At 53.5% G+C, this 14694-nt stretch carries 16 protein-coding genes; 4 read left to right on the forward strand and 12 right to left on the reverse strand.

Translation table 11 applies throughout. The annotated features are described in order from the left end of the window. Positions 1-10 precede the first annotated feature (10 nt). The gene (gene murQ / locus NHG65_RS20000) at positions 11-904 is read right to left on the reverse strand and encodes an N-acetylmuramic acid 6-phosphate etherase (protein ID WP_207979561.1); all 894 of its coding nucleotides are present in this window, start codon (positions 902-904) and stop codon (positions 11-13) included. Positions 905-1072: 168 nt separating this feature from the next. Between murQ and NHG65_RS20005 the strand changes: the two genes are divergently transcribed. From NHG65_RS20005 to NHG65_RS20015, 3 genes are all read left to right on the forward strand, one after another. Then, entirely contained in the window at positions 1073-1921 is an 849-nt protein-coding gene (locus NHG65_RS20005; RefSeq protein WP_207979560.1) for a MurR/RpiR family transcriptional regulator, read from the forward strand. 64 nt (positions 1922-1985) lie between these two features. Next, positions 1986-3593 (forward strand): phosphoethanolamine transferase, encoded by a 1608-nt coding sequence (locus NHG65_RS20010; protein ID WP_499182587.1) that lies wholly within the window; start codon positions 1986-1988, stop codon positions 3591-3593. Between the two features lie 108 nt (positions 3594-3701). Further along, positions 3702-3962: a YfhL family 4Fe-4S dicluster ferredoxin gene (locus NHG65_RS20015; RefSeq protein WP_085118347.1), complete on the forward strand. Its 261-nt coding sequence runs from the start codon at positions 3702-3704 to the stop codon at positions 3960-3962. 65 nt (positions 3963-4027) lie between these two features. Here NHG65_RS20015 and acpS read toward each other — a convergent pair whose 3' ends face one another. The 7 genes from acpS to lepA form a co-directional block, all read right to left on the reverse strand. Next, complete coding sequence (acpS, locus tag NHG65_RS20020; protein ID WP_099062701.1) at positions 4028-4408, reverse strand: holo-ACP synthase; 381 nt, start codon at positions 4406-4408, stop codon at positions 4028-4030. Next, positions 4408-5139, reverse strand: coding sequence for a pyridoxine 5'-phosphate synthase (gene pdxJ / locus NHG65_RS20025; protein ID WP_012146372.1), 732 nt, complete (start codon positions 5137-5139; stop codon positions 4408-4410). Before pdxJ ends, acpS begins: the two co-directional genes overlap by 1 nt. 73 nt (positions 5140-5212) lie before the next feature. Beyond that, complete coding sequence (gene recO / locus NHG65_RS20030) at positions 5213-5944, reverse strand: DNA repair protein RecO (RefSeq protein WP_099062702.1); 732 nt, start codon at positions 5942-5944, stop codon at positions 5213-5215. A gap of 8 nt (positions 5945-5952) precedes the next feature. Beyond that, a complete protein-coding gene (gene era / locus NHG65_RS20035) occupies positions 5953-6861 on the reverse strand; it encodes a GTPase Era (protein ID WP_085118353.1) in 909 nt (302 codons plus the stop codon). After that, entirely contained in the window at positions 6858-7538 is a 681-nt protein-coding gene (rnc, locus tag NHG65_RS20040; protein WP_012146375.1) for a ribonuclease III, read from the reverse strand. The genes era and rnc overlap by 4 nt, the downstream gene beginning before the upstream one ends. Before the next feature lie 182 nt (positions 7539-7720). After that, positions 7721-8698 (reverse strand): signal peptidase I, encoded by a 978-nt coding sequence (lepB, locus tag NHG65_RS20045; protein ID WP_099062703.1) that lies wholly within the window; start codon positions 8696-8698, stop codon positions 7721-7723. A 36-nt stretch (positions 8699-8734) separates the two neighbouring features. Beyond that, entirely contained in the window at positions 8735-10531 is a 1797-nt protein-coding gene (gene lepA, locus NHG65_RS20050) for a translation elongation factor 4 (protein WP_112348584.1), read from the reverse strand. Between the two features lie 542 nt (positions 10532-11073). On the opposite strand from lepA, the gene NHG65_RS20055 reads away from it, so the two are divergent. Beyond that, positions 11074-11913 carry a hypothetical protein gene (locus tag NHG65_RS20055; protein WP_499182588.1) on the forward strand — a complete coding sequence of 280 codons (840 nt, stop codon included), beginning with the start codon at positions 11074-11076 and terminating at the stop codon, positions 11911-11913. Here the strand turns inward: NHG65_RS20055 and rseC are convergent. Genes rseC through rpoE form a run of 4 tightly spaced genes read right to left on the reverse strand, consistent with a single transcriptional unit; the run spans position 11910 to position 14601 of the window. Beyond that, positions 11910-12386, reverse strand: coding sequence for a SoxR-reducing system protein RseC (gene rseC, locus NHG65_RS20060; RefSeq protein WP_099062706.1), 477 nt, complete (start codon positions 12384-12386; stop codon positions 11910-11912). The two genes, NHG65_RS20055 and rseC, sit on opposite strands and share 4 nt — an antisense overlap. After that, complete coding sequence (gene rseB / locus NHG65_RS20065) at positions 12383-13342, reverse strand: sigma-E factor regulatory protein RseB (protein ID WP_099062707.1); 960 nt, start codon at positions 13340-13342, stop codon at positions 12383-12385. Before rseB ends, rseC begins: the two co-directional genes overlap by 4 nt. Further along, positions 13342-13995 (reverse strand): anti-sigma-E factor RseA, encoded by a 654-nt coding sequence (gene rseA / locus NHG65_RS20070; protein WP_012146381.1) that lies wholly within the window; start codon positions 13993-13995, stop codon positions 13342-13344. The genes rseB and rseA overlap by 1 nt, the downstream gene beginning before the upstream one ends. A gap of 30 nt (positions 13996-14025) precedes the next feature. Next, positions 14026-14601: an RNA polymerase sigma factor RpoE gene (gene rpoE, locus NHG65_RS20075; RefSeq protein ID WP_012146382.1), complete on the reverse strand. Its 576-nt coding sequence runs from the start codon at positions 14599-14601 to the stop codon at positions 14026-14028. Positions 14602-14694 lie beyond the last annotated feature (93 nt).

Here is a 14694-nt window from a genome sequence, read left to right on the forward strand (position 1 = left end):
CAGGAGTGGTTTAGCGCGTCAATGCCGCGCGCAAATAGCCGTCGTGCTGCTGTAAGCGCTGCTGCGCCTCTTCAGCATCGATGCCGGCCAGAATCATCAGGATTGCCGGTTTGACTTCAAAACCGGTCTGCGTCAGCGCCGCTTCGGCCTGACTGCGCTCGGCACCGGTGGCTTCCACCACGATGCGGCAGGCGCGATCCACCAGTTTTACGTTGGTGGCCTTCACGTCCACCATCAGATTTTCATAGACCTTGCCCAGCTTGACCATTGCACCGGTCGACAGCATGTTCAGCACCAGCTTCTGCGCAGTACCAGACTTCAGACGCGTTGAACCGGTCAAGGCTTCCGGACCCACCACCGGTGAAATCGCCACCTGTGCCTCATGGGCGATCGGTGAATCCGGGTTACAGGAGATCGCCGCCGTCGGGCAGCCCAGTTGTCGTGCATAGCGCAGCGCACCTATCACATAAGGTGTGCGCCCGGACGCGGCCAGCCCGACCACCATGTCGGTAGCCGTTAAATCCAACGCGACGAGATCGGCCTCACCCAGCGCCGCGTCGTCCTCTGCGCCCTCCACCGCTTTCAGCAGCGCGCCCGGCCCACCGGCAATCAGCCCGATCACCATGCCATGCGGCACGCCGAAGGTCGGTGGGCATTCAGAAGCATCCAACACGCCAAGGCGGCCGCTGGTGCCAGCGCCCAAATAAATCAACCGACCACCGGCCTTCAATGCCGCCGCCGCCAAATCCACTGCCTGCGCGATGGCCGGCAGCACTTTTTCAATCGCCTCGGGCACTTTGCGATCTTCCCGGTTAAAACAGCTCACCATCTCCAGCGTCGACATCTCGTCCAGCCCCATGGTGGCTGGGTTGCGGGTTTCGGATACTAATGCGCCTAAGTTCATCTCTTCACCTTTGAATTTTTAATTCACAAACTTAAATCATTATTTGAATATTTTATTCAACAAAGCGAGCGCTTTTTGCTATTTTAAAGACTCGCTCACAAAAAATTTTCACTGCGCGTTTTCGCCATCGACGTGGCAGAATGGCGTCTGGTTTTCAGGGAAATATCAATGAGTACCCTTCTTCGTATTCGCCAGATGTATCCAACGCTGGCTCAAAATGACCGCAAACTGGCGGACTTTCTGCTGCATAACGCCGAGCAGGCGCGCCATCTCAGCTCACAAAAGCTGGCCCAACTGGCTGGGATCAGTCAGTCGAGCGTGGTGAAGTTTGCTCAGAAGATGGGTTACAAGGGCTTCCCGGCGCTAAAACTGGCGCTGAGTGAAACCCTGGCACAACCGCAGACAGAACCCTCGGTGACGGTGCATAACCAGATCCTCAGCAGTGACGCCCTGAAAACCGTCGGAGAAAAACTGTTGGTAGAGAAGCAGGCAGCACTGCGCGCCACGCTGGACATCAACAGTGAGGAACGTTTGCATCAGGCGCTGGAAATGTTACGTCAGGCGCGGAGGGTTATTCTGCTGGGAATTGGCGCTTCCGGCCTGGTCGCCAAGGACTTCTCCTACAAACTGATGAAAATTGGCGTGATGGCGGTGGCCGAGCAAGATATGCACGTCCAGTTAGCAACGGTTCAGGCGCTGGATAAGCGGGATTTGCTATTGGCAATTTCGTTCAGCGGTGAGCGGCGGGAAATCAACCTGGCAGCGGAAGAAGCCCGCCTGGCCGGCGCTAAAGTGCTGGCGCTCACCAGCTTCTCGCCGAACGGCCTGCAACAACGCGCCGACCACTGTTTATATACCATTGCTGAAGAACCCAATACCCGCAGCGCCGCTATTTCTTCCAGCACCGCTCAATATGCCCTCACCGACCTGCTGTTTATGGCCTTAATCCAGCACGATCTTGATCATGCCCGCAACCGAATAAAACATAGCGAACAATTAGTGAAAAAACTCGTCTGAGTCGTATAATGCTCAGGCCACAAATACCAGGATATAAAAAGCATATCTAAAAATAGAGTGTGTGGTGTTTATTGTTCAAATTCCGCCCGGAATTTTAACAGCCATGGACAGCAATATATTGATAATAGAGTTTATGAAAACACATACAACAATTTTAAATAGAACCCACATACTCGCAACATCCCCCGTGGCCCGCAATTTTTTGCTCTTCGTTGTCGTTTCATTGATATTAATAAAAGCGATGGGGTATGGCGGCACCAAAGGGGTTGATATCCTGTTTATTTCCCTTAGCCTGTTATTATTATCTGCCATCCCCCTCACGCGATATTTTCTGGTTATCCCCTACATTATATTCTGTGCCATTTATGCCCCTGTAGGGATGCTCTACGGCCCACCGTCAGTCTCCGTGGTGTCGGCCCTGTTTCAAACCAACAGGGGGGAAGCCATCGAATTTCTGCGCGCCATACCTGCCGGCTGCTATTTGTTACCTTGCGCCACACTGCTCACATTGTTTATTCTTGCTCGCTATAGCTGGCAGCGGCCACTATCGACTAAAAAGATATTGCCATTTTTGGTGATTTTTATCGTTTTGCTGTTCGCCAGAATACTCAGTGGGGGAATGGGAAACCTAAAATTAGTGGATTTCTTTTCCTCACTAATTTCTTCATACCAGAGCTACAACCAAAAAATGGCTGAAATTGATGTCAGTACGCTTTCACAACCCAATTGGCTCCTTAATGGCGCTAATAGTAACAAGGCTAACTATGTCATTGTGGTTGGCGAAAGCATGCGCAGGGACTACATGTCATTATTCGGTTATCCGACGCCGACAACCCCCTTCCTGGATCACGTCAACGGGACCTTTTACAGTAATTATATTTCCACCGCGCCGAACACCTTCGAATCTTTGCCGAGAACGCTGGCATTGAGTGAAGGGGAAAACAGTCATATTGCAGATAATATTATTACGCTGGCGAAAAACGCAGGATTACACACCCATTGGTTTTCCAACCAGGGTCTGATTGGCCAGTTTGATACGCCGGTATCCAAAATAGCCATGTTCAGTGATGAGCACCAGTTCCTGAAACAGGGGGATTACCAGTCACTTAACACCGACGATGATGAGCTATTGCCTCTGCTACAAAGCTCATTGGCGAGCAATGGTCTGGGAAACCTGTATGTTCTGCATATCATGGGATCTCACCCGGACTTTTGCGAACGCCTTGGTGGTGAGCCGCCGGTTTTCACCAGCGATAACGCTGAGCTCGCTTGTTACCTTTCAACCTACCGCAAGACGGACCGTTTCATCGAGCATGCTTATGAAATGCTGCAGGCGACTCACTCCCCGTTTAAATTATTCTATTTCTCTGACCACGGTCTTTCCCACCGTGAGATTGACGGCAAACTTTACCTGCGCCATGGCGCAGGTACCCGGCAGAATTATGAAGTTCCGCTGCTGGTACTTTCTGATTCAGACCGGCAACGGACCCTTATTGAGGATCCTTACAGCGCCTTTGACTTTATCAGTCTGTTTGCCCAACAGGCTGGGATTACCATTGCCCAGCCACAATTGTCTTCAGCGGTAACGGCACAAGGCAAGAGGCATGTCTTCAATGGTCAGGAAATGGTTGATTTTGATCAGTTGGCCAACGACCCGCCAGCGTTACTATGACGCCCCGGTTAACCGTATTTGCCGCTACAGGTGGAAAAATGCCCGGTAAAATGGGTTTTATGATAGATTGCGCGCCTGTTCGTGTGCACCGATTAAAAGATAACTGATATGGCACTGCTGATTACCAAAAAATGCATCAACTGCGATATGTGCGAACCGGAATGCCCTAATCAGGCCATTTCGATGGGCGATGATATCTACCAGATAGATACCGATCGCTGCACCGAATGCGTTGGCCATTACGATATTCCCACCTGTCAGCAGGTGTGCCCAATCGATAACACCATTGTGGTTGACCCGCAGCACAACGAAACCAACGAGCAGCTGTGGGATAAGTTTGTGGTATTGCATCACGCCGACCGACTCTGACCGCAGCGGTCAGATCAACAAGGGCGCCAACAGGCGCCCTTTTGTTTTACAGCCGGATAAGACTATTACCCTTCGATAATCACCGTAGCACAGGCATAGCGGCGTTCATCGGCCAGCGAAACGTGAATGGAGGTCACCCCCATTTCCTGCGCCAGTTCGGCGGCACGTGCATGCAGACGAATATTCGGCTTGCCGAGCCCGTCGTTGAACACTTCAAACTGATTAAACGCCAGCCCGTTGCGAATACCGGTACCAAATGCCTTGGCAACCGCCTCTTTCACCGCAAAACGCTTGGCCAAAAAGCGCACCGGCTGCTGATGCTGCTGGTACAACTGCCATTCGGCTTCGCTCAGTACGCGACGTGCCAGACGATCGCCACTGCGCTCCACGACCGCTTCTATGCGTGCCATTTCGACAATGTCGGTACCCAGCCCCAGCACTGCCATTAGCGACGCGCTTCACGCATCAGCAATTTCATGTCAGTCACCGCTGCTGGTAACCCACACATCACCGCCTGGCCGATAATAGCATGGCCGATATTCAACTCATGCATTTCAGGCAGGGCCGCGATCGGCTGAACATTATGGTAAGTCAGGCCATGGCCGGCGTTGACCTTCAGGCCTTTCTCAGCGGCGTAGGTCGCGGCAACTGCAATACGGCGCAGCTCGGCTTTTACTGCCAGTTCGCCTTCGGCTTCTGCATAGGCGCCGGTATGAATCTCAATATAGGGTGCACCTACAGCGACCGCCGCATCGATTTGGCGGTGATCTGGATCGATAAACAGCGAAACCAGAATGCCGGCCTTCGCCAGTTGCTCAACCGCGACGGCCATTTTGTCTTGCTGCCCGGCAACGTCCAGCCCACCTTCGGTGGTCACTTCTTCGCGTTTTTCCGGCACCAGACAACAAAAATGTGGCTTTAACTCTATGGCGATATCCAGCATCTCATCGGTCACGGCCATTTCCAGATTCATTCGGGTCTGAATGGTCTGGCGCAAAATGCGAACATCGCGATCGGTGATATGACGGCGGTCTTCACGCAGGTGTACGGTGATCCCGTCGGCCCCGGCTTGCTCGGCAATAAATGCCGCCTGTACCGGATCCGGGTATTGGGTTCCGCGCGCGTTACGTAACGTGGCGATGTGATCGATATTGACGCCCAGCAGCAAATCAGCCATGACAACCCTCTAAAAAACGATTTTCAGTGGCCGTAGTTTACACGCGGGGACAGTGCTGCAAAAGGGGAAAAGGTCAGGCGTCGTCGACCGGCGAATCCGGCTGTTTGCGGACAAACTGACGAAACAGCTCGCGGCTCTTCAGCGGTTTACCGCCCAGGTAAGGTTTGAGCGCCATGCGGGTAAAACGTTTGGCTGCACGTAAGGTGTGCACATCGGGAAACTGGCGCTCCGCCAATGCGCGCAACTCGCGGCCGGTAAAGCTGTAATGATCAACCACCAGACTGGCGATAAAGCCTTTTTCTTCGCGGTAACGATAGGTCATGCCGTCATCTACCGGCAGGCCGCTGCCAGCGCAGTGCAGGAAGTCCAGGCCGTAGCCCAGGTGATTCAGCAAGGCCAATTCGAACTGTCGCAGCGCCTGTTCCGGCGAAACATCTTCTGCCGCCAGCGCCTGCAAACATTGCAGATAATCGAAGAATAATACCGAGTAGTTGGCTTCCTGCTCCAGCACCCGTGACAGCAGTTCATTCACGTACAGGCCGCTGTACAGCATCATGCCGCTGAGGGGTAAACCGAGGGAGACCGCTTCGGCGTTGCGCAGCGTTTTGACTTCGCCACGACCGCCCCAGCGCACCAGCAGGGGAGTAAAGGGTTGCAGGCAACCCTTTAGATTGGAACGGCGGCTGCGCGCGCCTTTTGCCAGCAAACGCACCCGCCCATGACCTTCGGTAAACATATCCAGCATCAGGCTGGTTTCACTGTACGGTCGTCCATGCAGGACGAAAGCGCGCTCCCAGCCGTCCATTGGATAGTTTATTTCAGGTCGTCGGTATAGCCCAGACTACGCAACGCACGTTCGTCGTCCGCCCAGCCCGATTTCACTTTCACCCACAGTTCCAGATGCACTTTGGTTTCAAACATCTGTTCCATATCCTGACGGGCTTCGATACCGATGGTTTTGATCTTCGAGCCCTTGTTGCCGATGACCATTTTTTTCTGGCCTTCGCGCTCAACCAGGATCAACCCGTGCACGTTGTAACCACCGCGCTCATTCGGCACAAATTGTTCGATCTCAACCGTCACCGAGTAAGGCAGTTCTTCACCCAGGAAACGCATCAGCTTTTCACGGATGATTTCCGACGCCATAAAGCGCTGGGAACGGTCGGTGATGTAATCGTCCGGGAAGTGGTGTTCCGCTTCCGGCAGCACCTTGCGCGCGATAGCCGCGATAGTGTCCACGTTCATGCCTTTTTCGGCAGAAATTGGCACCACGTCGAGGAAATTCATCTGCTGGCTGAGGAACGCAATGTGCGGTAACAGCTTGGATTTGTCGGTAACGTTGTCGACCTTGTTGATCGCCAGCAGGACCGGACTTTTCAGGTTGCGCAGCTTGTTGACCACCATTTCATCATCGGCAGTCCAGTTAGTGCCTTCTACCACGAAGATCACCAGCTCGACGTCGCCGATTGAGCTGCTGGCCGCACGGTTCATCAAACGGTTGATGGCGCGCTTTTCTTCGATATGCAGACCCGGGGTGTCGACGTAGATGGCCTGATAGGCGCCATCGGTATCGATACCCATAATGCGGTGACGGGTCGTCTGTGGTTTACGCGAGGTGATAGAGACTTTTTGCCCCAGCAGTTGGTTCAGCAACGTGGATTTGCCCACGTTGGGACGACCGACTATCGCAATAAAACCACAGTATTGTTTTTCTTCGCTCATTCAAGCTCCAGCTTTATTAACGCTTGTTCCGCTGCCGCTTGTTCGGCTTTACGGCGGCTTGAGCCGGTTCCCACTACGGGTTCGCTCAAACCACTCACCTGACAGTGGATAGTAAACTCCTGATCGTGCGCCTCACCGCGAACCTGCACCACCAGATAAGAAGGTAACGGCAGATGACGACCCTGTAAAAACTCCTGCAAACGGGTTTTTGGGTCTTTCTGCTTATCACCGGGGCTGATTTCGTCCAACCGGCTGCGATACCAGTCCAAAATCAGTCGTTCAACAGTTTGGATATCACTGTCCAGGAACACACCGCCAATTAAGGCTTCCACCGTATCCGCCAGGATTGATTCGCGGCGGAATCCACCACTTTTCAGCTCACCCGGGCCGAGACGCAGACATTCGCCCAGATCGAACTCACGTCCCATCTCCGCCAGCGTATTACCGCGCACCAGCGTGGCGCGCATACGGCTCATATCGCCCTCGTCTACGCGAGGGAAACGCTGGAACAGCGCATTGGCGATGACAAAACTGAGAATGGAGTCACCCAGAAACTCAAGACGTTCATTGTGTTTACTGCTGGCGCTACGGTGAGTTAACGCTTGCAGTAAGAGCTCCTGCTGTTGAAAAGTGTAGCCCAGCTTCCGCTGCAGCCTATTTATTACGATGGGATTCATGAGTTACCAATAGATCAAGAATGCGTCAAAAACTTGCAGCATACGGAACAGGCCTGCTTCGCTGAAAGCCAATCCAAAGCTGTTTCGTTTGCAGTGGCCCCCAACAGGGAGCCAACTTTTTATCGCTCGAGCCGGTATTCTACAACGAGTGGAAATATAATGCTGCGTTAATAGACGCCGGATTAATGAATTCCACCGATGCGGCTAAATCTTACGCCGGTAGGCCATTCGCCTTCCTGCTTTTCAAAACTCATCCAGATAGCCGTGGCCTTACCAACCAGATTTTTCTCTGGTACGAAGCCCCAATAACGGCTGTCGGCGCTGTTGTCGCGGTTATCACCCATCATGAAGTAATGACCCGCTGGCACAACCCACTCCGCCAACTGTTTACCCGGCTGCTGGTAATAAGCGCCCACCTGATCCTGCGTGCCCGGCACGGTCAGAATATGGTGAGAAACATTACCCAGACTTTCCTGGCGTTCACGCAGACGGATGCCACCCTGCGGCACGTTTTCGCTCAACGGGATTTGGTAGAAACCGTTGCTGGCTTCGCCCATGCCGCTGCGGCTGAACAACTGGACAAAGTCGCTTGGCTGCGCATCGTTGTAAGTCACGGCCAATGCGGTATCGCATGACTGCCCGCTGTTACACGAAGGCTGAACGGTCACACGCTTATTGATCGGATCATAACTCACACGGTCGCCCGGCAGGCCAATCACACGCTTGATATAATCCAGTTTCGGATCCAGCGGATATTTAAATACCGCAATATCACCGCGTTTCGGATGACCGGTTTCAATTAGCGTGGTCTGGGTAATAGGATCTTTAATGCCGTAGGCATATTTCTCCACCAGAATAAAATCGCCAATCAACAACGTCGGCATCATAGAACCGGACGGGATCTGGAAAGGTTCGTAAATAAACGAACGCACCACGAAGACCAGCAACAATACCGGGAAAACCGACGCGCCGGTTTCAATCCAACCCGGTTGTTTCGCCACTTTTGCCAGCGTTTTATCGTCTACAGCGCCCGCAGTCTGTGCATTCACCGCCGCAATCTTGGCTTGGCGGGCCGGCGCCCATCTGAAGCGCTCAAAGGCCCAGATGATCCCGGTAACCAATGTGGCCAGTGCCAGGATCAGGGCAAACATATTCGCCATGCAAACTCCCTAGTTACGCGACTCTATCGCTGTTACTTACTTGTCCTTGCCAACGTGCAGAATGGCCAGGAACGCTTCTTGCGGCAGCTCTACGTTACCGACCTGCTTCATGCGTTTCTTACCGTCTTTCTGTTTCTGCAGCAGCTTCTTCTTACGGCTGACGTCACCGCCATAGCATTTCGCCAGAACGTTTTTACGCAGCTGTTTCACCGTCGCACGCGCGATGATATGGGTTCCGATAGCGGCCTGAATGGCAATATCGAACTGCTGACGTGGGATCAGCTCTTTCATCTTCTCTACCAGCTCACGGCCACGGTACTGCGAGTTGTCGCGGTGAGTGATCAGCGCCAGCGCATCCACGCGCTCGTTGTTGATCAGCACGTCGACACGCACCATGTCAGAGGTCTGGAAGCGTTTGAAGTTGTAATCCAGTGACGCATAACCACGCGAGGTGGATTTCAGACGGTCGAAGAAGTCGAGCACCACTTCCGCCATCGGGATTTCGTAGGTCAGCGCAACCTGGTTACCGTGGTAAACCATGTTGGTCTGCACACCACGTTTCTCGATACACAGGGTGATCACGTTACCCAGGAACTCCTGCGGCATCAGCATGTGACATTCGGCGATCGGTTCACGCAGCTCTTCGATGTTATTCAGTGGCGGCAGCTTGGATGGGCTATCAACGTAGATAGTCTCTTTGCTGGTGGTTTCCACTTCATACACTACCGTTGGCGCGGTGGTGATCAATTCCAGATCGTATTCACGCTCCAGACGCTCCTGAATGATCTCCATGTGCAGCAGGCCGAGGAAGCCACAGCGGAAGCCGAAGCCCAACGCGGTGGAGCTCTCTGGCTCGTAGAACAGGGAGGCGTCGTTCAGGCTCAGTTTGCCCAGCGCGTCACGGAAGGATTCATAGTCGTCGGAGCTGATCGGGAACAGGCCCGCATAAACCTGCGGCTTCACTTTTTTGAAGCCCGGCAAGGCTTTGTCAGCCGGTTGGCGAGCCAGTGTCAGGGTATCGCCCACCGGTGCGCCAAGGATGTCTTTAATTGCACAGACCAACCAGCCTACTTCACCACAGTTCAACACGTCGCGATCGACACGTTTCGGGGTAAAGATGCCCAGGCGATCGGCATTATAGGTTTGGCCGGTGCTCATGACCTTGATCTTGTCGCCCTTGCGCATGGTGCCGTTCTTAACGCGCACCAGGGAAACGACACCCAGGTAGTTATCGAACCAGGAGTCGATGATCAGTGCCTGCAGTGGCGCTTCCGGATCGCCTGCCGGGCTCGGAATATCACGCACCAGGCGTTCGAGCACTTCTGGCACGCCGACGCCGGTTTTGGCCGAGCAACGCACCGCATCGGTAGCGTCGATGCCAACGATATCTTCAATTTCCTGCGCAGCGCGATCGGGATCGGCAGCTGGCAAGTCAATTTTGTTCAGTACCGGCACCACTTCCAGATTCATATCCAGTGCGGTGTAGCAGTTAGCCAGCGTCTGGGCTTCTACGCCCTGCCCGGCATCGACCACCAGCAGTGCGCCTTCACAGGCGGCCAGTGAACGGGAAACTTCGTAGGAGAAGTCAACGTGTCCAGGCGTGTCGATAAAGTTGAGCTGGTAGGTTTGGCCATCCTGCGCCTTATAATCCAGCGTCACGCTTTGCGCTTTAATGGTGATGCCGCGCTCGCGCTCAAGATCCATAGAATCGAGCACCTGTGCGGCCATTTCACGTTCGGACAAGCCACCGCAAATTTGGATAATACGGTCGGACAGCGTCGACTTACCGTGGTCAATGTGGGCAATAATGGAGAAATTTCGTATATGCTTCATTATAAAAGTTTTTCTGCCTTGGTATTTCTGAATTACTCGCCTATAGAAACCCGCATGGACCTAAAGCGACAGTGAATGGGTTCGGCCGTCTTGCGCCTGAATCGCTGCATTCTACATGCCACAACACTGAAAACCTAGCGATCGGTGCAGTGAAGGCATTCTATTATGTACACTTTAATGTTACAGGGCGCTCCGGGTTATGAAAGCAGATGTTAACAAAACCCAACGCAGTCAAAACGGTCAGTTATGACAACCTTTCCTTCCCCTATCCCCTCACCTGCCGCCTGCGGGATCGGGCGTTAATACATAACCGCCAATAACGCAATAAACCCCCTCCTAATTCTGGATAAAATAATATCTGGATCAACATCTTAGAATTGCACTTCACTCCCCAGGCTTTAGGAAAAACCCGATATACGCTGACCGGCTGCTTCTATAGAAATGTGGGTGAACACCGCGATAAAACATAATTCAGGGCACTACATCGGCATGCCCACCGGGGTTCATCAGCCTATCTCTGCGTATTGATTGGAAGGTGCAAAATGATCGATAAAGGGCCAATGCTGAGCCGGCACGATTTTTCAAAGGTCAATTGGGGCATTCTGGCAGCGGCAGCGCTGTTGTTAACTCTCGGTGCGGCACTGCTGTTACTGCCACTACTGAGCAACATGGATGAAAATGAGGTACTGACCTTACTGCAAACCGGCGCAGCAACTATTGTACTCGACTGCATTCTGCTGGCGCTGCGCCATTGTCTGCGGCCAACGTTGACCTATCGCCTGTACGAGCACGGTGTTCGGGTGATTAACCCGCATAGTCATAAAGAACGATTTATCCCCTTTGAAAAAATCGGTGATATTTATCGTTTTCGCGGTGGGCGTCTGTTTGGTGGGGTATTCGATGTGATGGCTTTTCGCACCTCGGTTGAACAGCCCTGGTGCCCGGTATTCAGCAATGTTTCCCATTCCTGGCGGCTGGCAGATACCATTATCGCTCAGCAGATCCAACAGCGTGGGCCGCAAGCCTTAAATGCGCTGTATCAGGGGGAAATGCTGTCGTTTCACTACCTCAGCTGCGGCGCTCGCTGGCTGAATCAATTACTGCCTGGACAGCGGAAACGGCCGTCAACCCAAACACTGAGTCTGAGCTCAACGGCACTGATCACGGCACAGGGATCTATCCCGATTGAGCAGATCCGCGAACTGGAAAATAATCCGCAGCGCGGCACTATTCGCCTGTTGGATAATCAGGGCAATGCGTTATTTACCATCGGATATTTTTCGCTGCTCAGCGCCGATCTGTTTATCGCGCTGCTGGAACATATGATCTACACCCGCATCACCGCCTACCATAACCCGGCGATGACGCGGCAGCAGTTTTAAAGCTGAGGTGAGTTTTCCGTCTGCAGGCGCATGGCCCCAGGCGGTAAACCAATTTGCAGAACGATGGGTTGGTAATTCGCCTGTTCACCGAGACGATGTGCCAGACTGCGTGCCAGCATAAAGGCCGCAACCCCGCCAAGCAGTGCGCCCAGCGCGGCAGATGCATCGGTGCCCAGCCAATATTGCAACAGGCTGCCCCCCAGCATCATGCCCAGCAGCGGCGTCAGATAAACCAGCATGGCTGAACGCAATAGGCTGCCTTCAGCAATACCCACCTCAACCCGCTGGCCCGGCTCGAGCGGCTGCTCAATACGCACCTGCAGTTGGTGTTCGGTTTCCGGCACCAGCTCATTCAACGCGCGTGCGCCACAGCCAGAACGGGCCGTACAACTGCCACATCCTGCTTTCGGCTCACAGCGCAGCAGCGCAACACCTTGTTGCCACGAAACAACCGTGGCCCACTCTTTCATCATTGTGGTGGCACCTTGAAGGAAATACTGTCAGCAATTCGTTTAGCCGTCGCCGGCGGCAATTCGCCAACGATAGTGATCTCATTGCCGTTACGGACTTCGGTCTGGATAGTGCGACGCCCCTGACGATAATACTGCTGACCGGCACCGCTGCCCGCAGGGCTGACGTTAACCGAGAAGCTGAACAGACCATCGCTGTAGAGCCGCGATTCAACAGGCTCAGTCACGTTCGGCAGTTTGCGGCGATTACGTGCAATTTCATCCACCCCAGCCGGTAACCAGCCCGTGCTCCAGCTCAGCTTGATTTTATCCACTGCAGGAAGCGACAACAACGGTGGCAGGCTAGCCTTGATCAGCCCCTCCATTGCACTTTGCACCTGCGGCCCGACCACGAACGAAATCACCCGGTATTGCTCCAGCGTTTCGCCGTCGCGGTCGATCAAATCCACCCTCAGCGGCAGCTTGGTGGCTTCATCCATCCAGACAATATAGCTATAGCGTGAACCATCGCGAGCCACCACGCGGATCACTTCGCAGGGACGATCGGAAATGCGGGTGCTGCCGACGGAGATGAAATCGTAATATTTCGCCAGGCGGTCAAAATCAGCATAAACAATGGCCGGCAACGCATCGACGATGTGATCGCCAGACAGCGTGAAGGGCTCCAGACCGGGTTCGAAATAGCTGATACCCCCGCCGCGCTGCAGTACTTCACGGCGTGGGCCGTCCATATGCAGTAATTGGCCGAGCGGCTGCTGGTCGATCATCGCGTGGCGGTAGCGCAGCGATTCGATCCCCTGCTTGCTGATGCTGATATAGGCGAGTTCATAATTGAGTGAACGGCTGGCACTGCTCATCTGTTGTAACAACGCCCCGGACGCAGAGGGCTGCGCCGGGGCGATGTTTGAGTAGAGCAGGCTGCCCGTCAATAGACAGACGGAGAACCAAAGTTGCTTCATTACTGCTGTTGCATTCCTAAAGACTGAGTTCCGGGTACCTGAACGGCAGCCTGTTGTGGGGTGCTTTGCTCAAGCTGCAACTGATCAGAATGCAAACGACGTTGCAACTCATAATCTTGCAGCATAGCGTTAATACGTTTGCGTTGTTCCTGCACCTGCTGCTGTTGACCGCTGCCAGTGGAGAAACTGTCTGCCGGCACGCCAAGGCTAACCGGTGACGCCTGCCCCATGATCGGCAGGGTATTGAACGCCGGTGATTCAGCAGCGCCAGATTGTGCAGCCGGTTGATTGTATTGCTGTACGCCTACAATCACCGCCAGCGACACGCAGGCCGCCATACCAATCTGAGTGATCTGGCTCGCCCAAGGGCGGACTTTGTGCCAGAACGGCATCTTCTGCCAGGTGTGCGGTTGCGGCTGAGATTCCGGAACTGCAGAAGGAACCAGACGTGCAGGTTCTTTCTCAAGTGCAGCAGCAACACGATCTGCGATATCGAGATGCATGACTTGTCCGATATCACCCCGTAGTGTGTCACGTATCAGGTGATAGCTCTGCCAGCTTTGTTGAAGCGCCCTGTCTTTAGACAATGAACTCAGTAGCTCGCTGTCGAGCGATTCTCCATCCATCAGAGCGGAAAGCTTTTCTTTCTGCATGCCTAAGTACCCTTCCTGTGTTCGCCATTGCTAACGTTGAATCAGCGGTTGAACTTTATTATCGATAGCCTCCCTGGCGCGGAAAATACGCGAACGTACGGTTCCGACCGGGCAATCCATGATGGCAGCTATTTCTTCGTAGCTTAGACCATCCAACTCCCGCAGGGTAATCGCCATGCGAAGATCCTCAGGGAGAGACTCAATGGTACGGAAAACTATCTGTCTCAGTTCTTCTGACAACATTAAGTTCTCAGGGTTCGAAATTTCTTTCAGTGCGCCCGCACTTTCGTAATTTTCGGCATCGTTGGCATCCACATCGCTGGATGGCGGACGACGGCCCTGAGCCACCAAATAATTTTTTGCCGTATTCACAGCAATTCGATACAACCAGGTATAGAAAGCGCTATCCCCACGGAATGATTCCAGTGCGCGATAGGCTTTAATAAACGACTCCTGTACCACATCCGGCACATCGCCCTGCGGTACATACCGGGAAACGAGACTCGCCACTTTATGCTGGTAACGAATCACCAGTAAGTTAAACGATTTCTGATCGCCCTTTTGGACCCGCTCAACCAGAACTTGATCCGTTAACTGCTCGCTCATCCGAGGTAAACTCTCCCCAAATCCGTCTCCACGCGTAAAATTGTACTGCCAGCCATACATTATTTTCCTGAGCAAGCACTCGCTTGGAGTTCA

This window comes from Serratia myotis, from assembly GCF_027474885.1.
GTDB lineage: Bacteria > Pseudomonadota > Gammaproteobacteria > Enterobacterales > Enterobacteriaceae > Serratia > Serratia proteamaculans.

What these genes read in the sequence shown, in the direction of transcription:
- murQ (WP_207979561.1), bottom strand. Translation starts at nt 904, where the DNA reads ATGAACTTAGGCGCATTAGTATCCGAAACCCGCAACCCAGCCACCATG.
- NHG65_RS20005 (WP_207979560.1), top strand. Translation starts at nt 1,073, where the DNA reads ATGAGTACCCTTCTTCGTATTCGCCAGATGTATCCAACGCTGGCTCAA.
- NHG65_RS20015 (WP_085118347.1), top strand. Translation starts at nt 3,702, where the DNA reads ATGGCACTGCTGATTACCAAAAAATGCATCAACTGCGATATGTGCGAA.
- acpS (WP_099062701.1), bottom strand. Translation starts at nt 4,408, where the DNA reads ATGGCAGTGCTGGGGCTGGGTACCGACATTGTCGAAATGGCACGCATA.
- pdxJ (WP_012146372.1), bottom strand. Translation starts at nt 5,139, where the DNA reads ATGGCTGATTTGCTGCTGGGCGTCAATATCGATCACATCGCCACGTTA.
- recO (WP_099062702.1), bottom strand. Translation starts at nt 5,944, where the DNA reads ATGGACGGCTGGGAGCGCGCTTTCGTCCTGCATGGACGACCGTACAGT.
- era (WP_085118353.1), bottom strand. Translation starts at nt 6,861, where the DNA reads ATGAGCGAAGAAAAACAATACTGTGGTTTTATTGCGATAGTCGGTCGT.
- rnc (WP_012146375.1), bottom strand. Translation starts at nt 7,538, where the DNA reads ATGAATCCCATCGTAATAAATAGGCTGCAGCGGAAGCTGGGCTACACT.
- lepB (WP_099062703.1), bottom strand. Translation starts at nt 8,698, where the DNA reads ATGGCGAATATGTTTGCCCTGATCCTGGCACTGGCCACATTGGTTACC.
- lepA (WP_112348584.1), bottom strand. Translation starts at nt 10,531, where the DNA reads ATGAAGCATATACGAAATTTCTCCATTATTGCCCACATTGACCACGGT.
- NHG65_RS20055 (WP_499182588.1), top strand. Translation starts at nt 11,074, where the DNA reads ATGATCGATAAAGGGCCAATGCTGAGCCGGCACGATTTTTCAAAGGTC.
- rseC (WP_099062706.1), bottom strand. Translation starts at nt 12,386, where the DNA reads ATGATGAAAGAGTGGGCCACGGTTGTTTCGTGGCAACAAGGTGTTGCG.
- rseB (WP_099062707.1), bottom strand. Translation starts at nt 13,342, where the DNA reads ATGAAGCAACTTTGGTTCTCCGTCTGTCTATTGACGGGCAGCCTGCTC.
- rseA (WP_012146381.1), bottom strand. Translation starts at nt 13,995, where the DNA reads ATGCAGAAAGAAAAGCTTTCCGCTCTGATGGATGGAGAATCGCTCGAC.
- rpoE (WP_012146382.1), bottom strand. Translation starts at nt 14,601, where the DNA reads ATGAGCGAGCAGTTAACGGATCAAGTTCTGGTTGAGCGGGTCCAAAAG.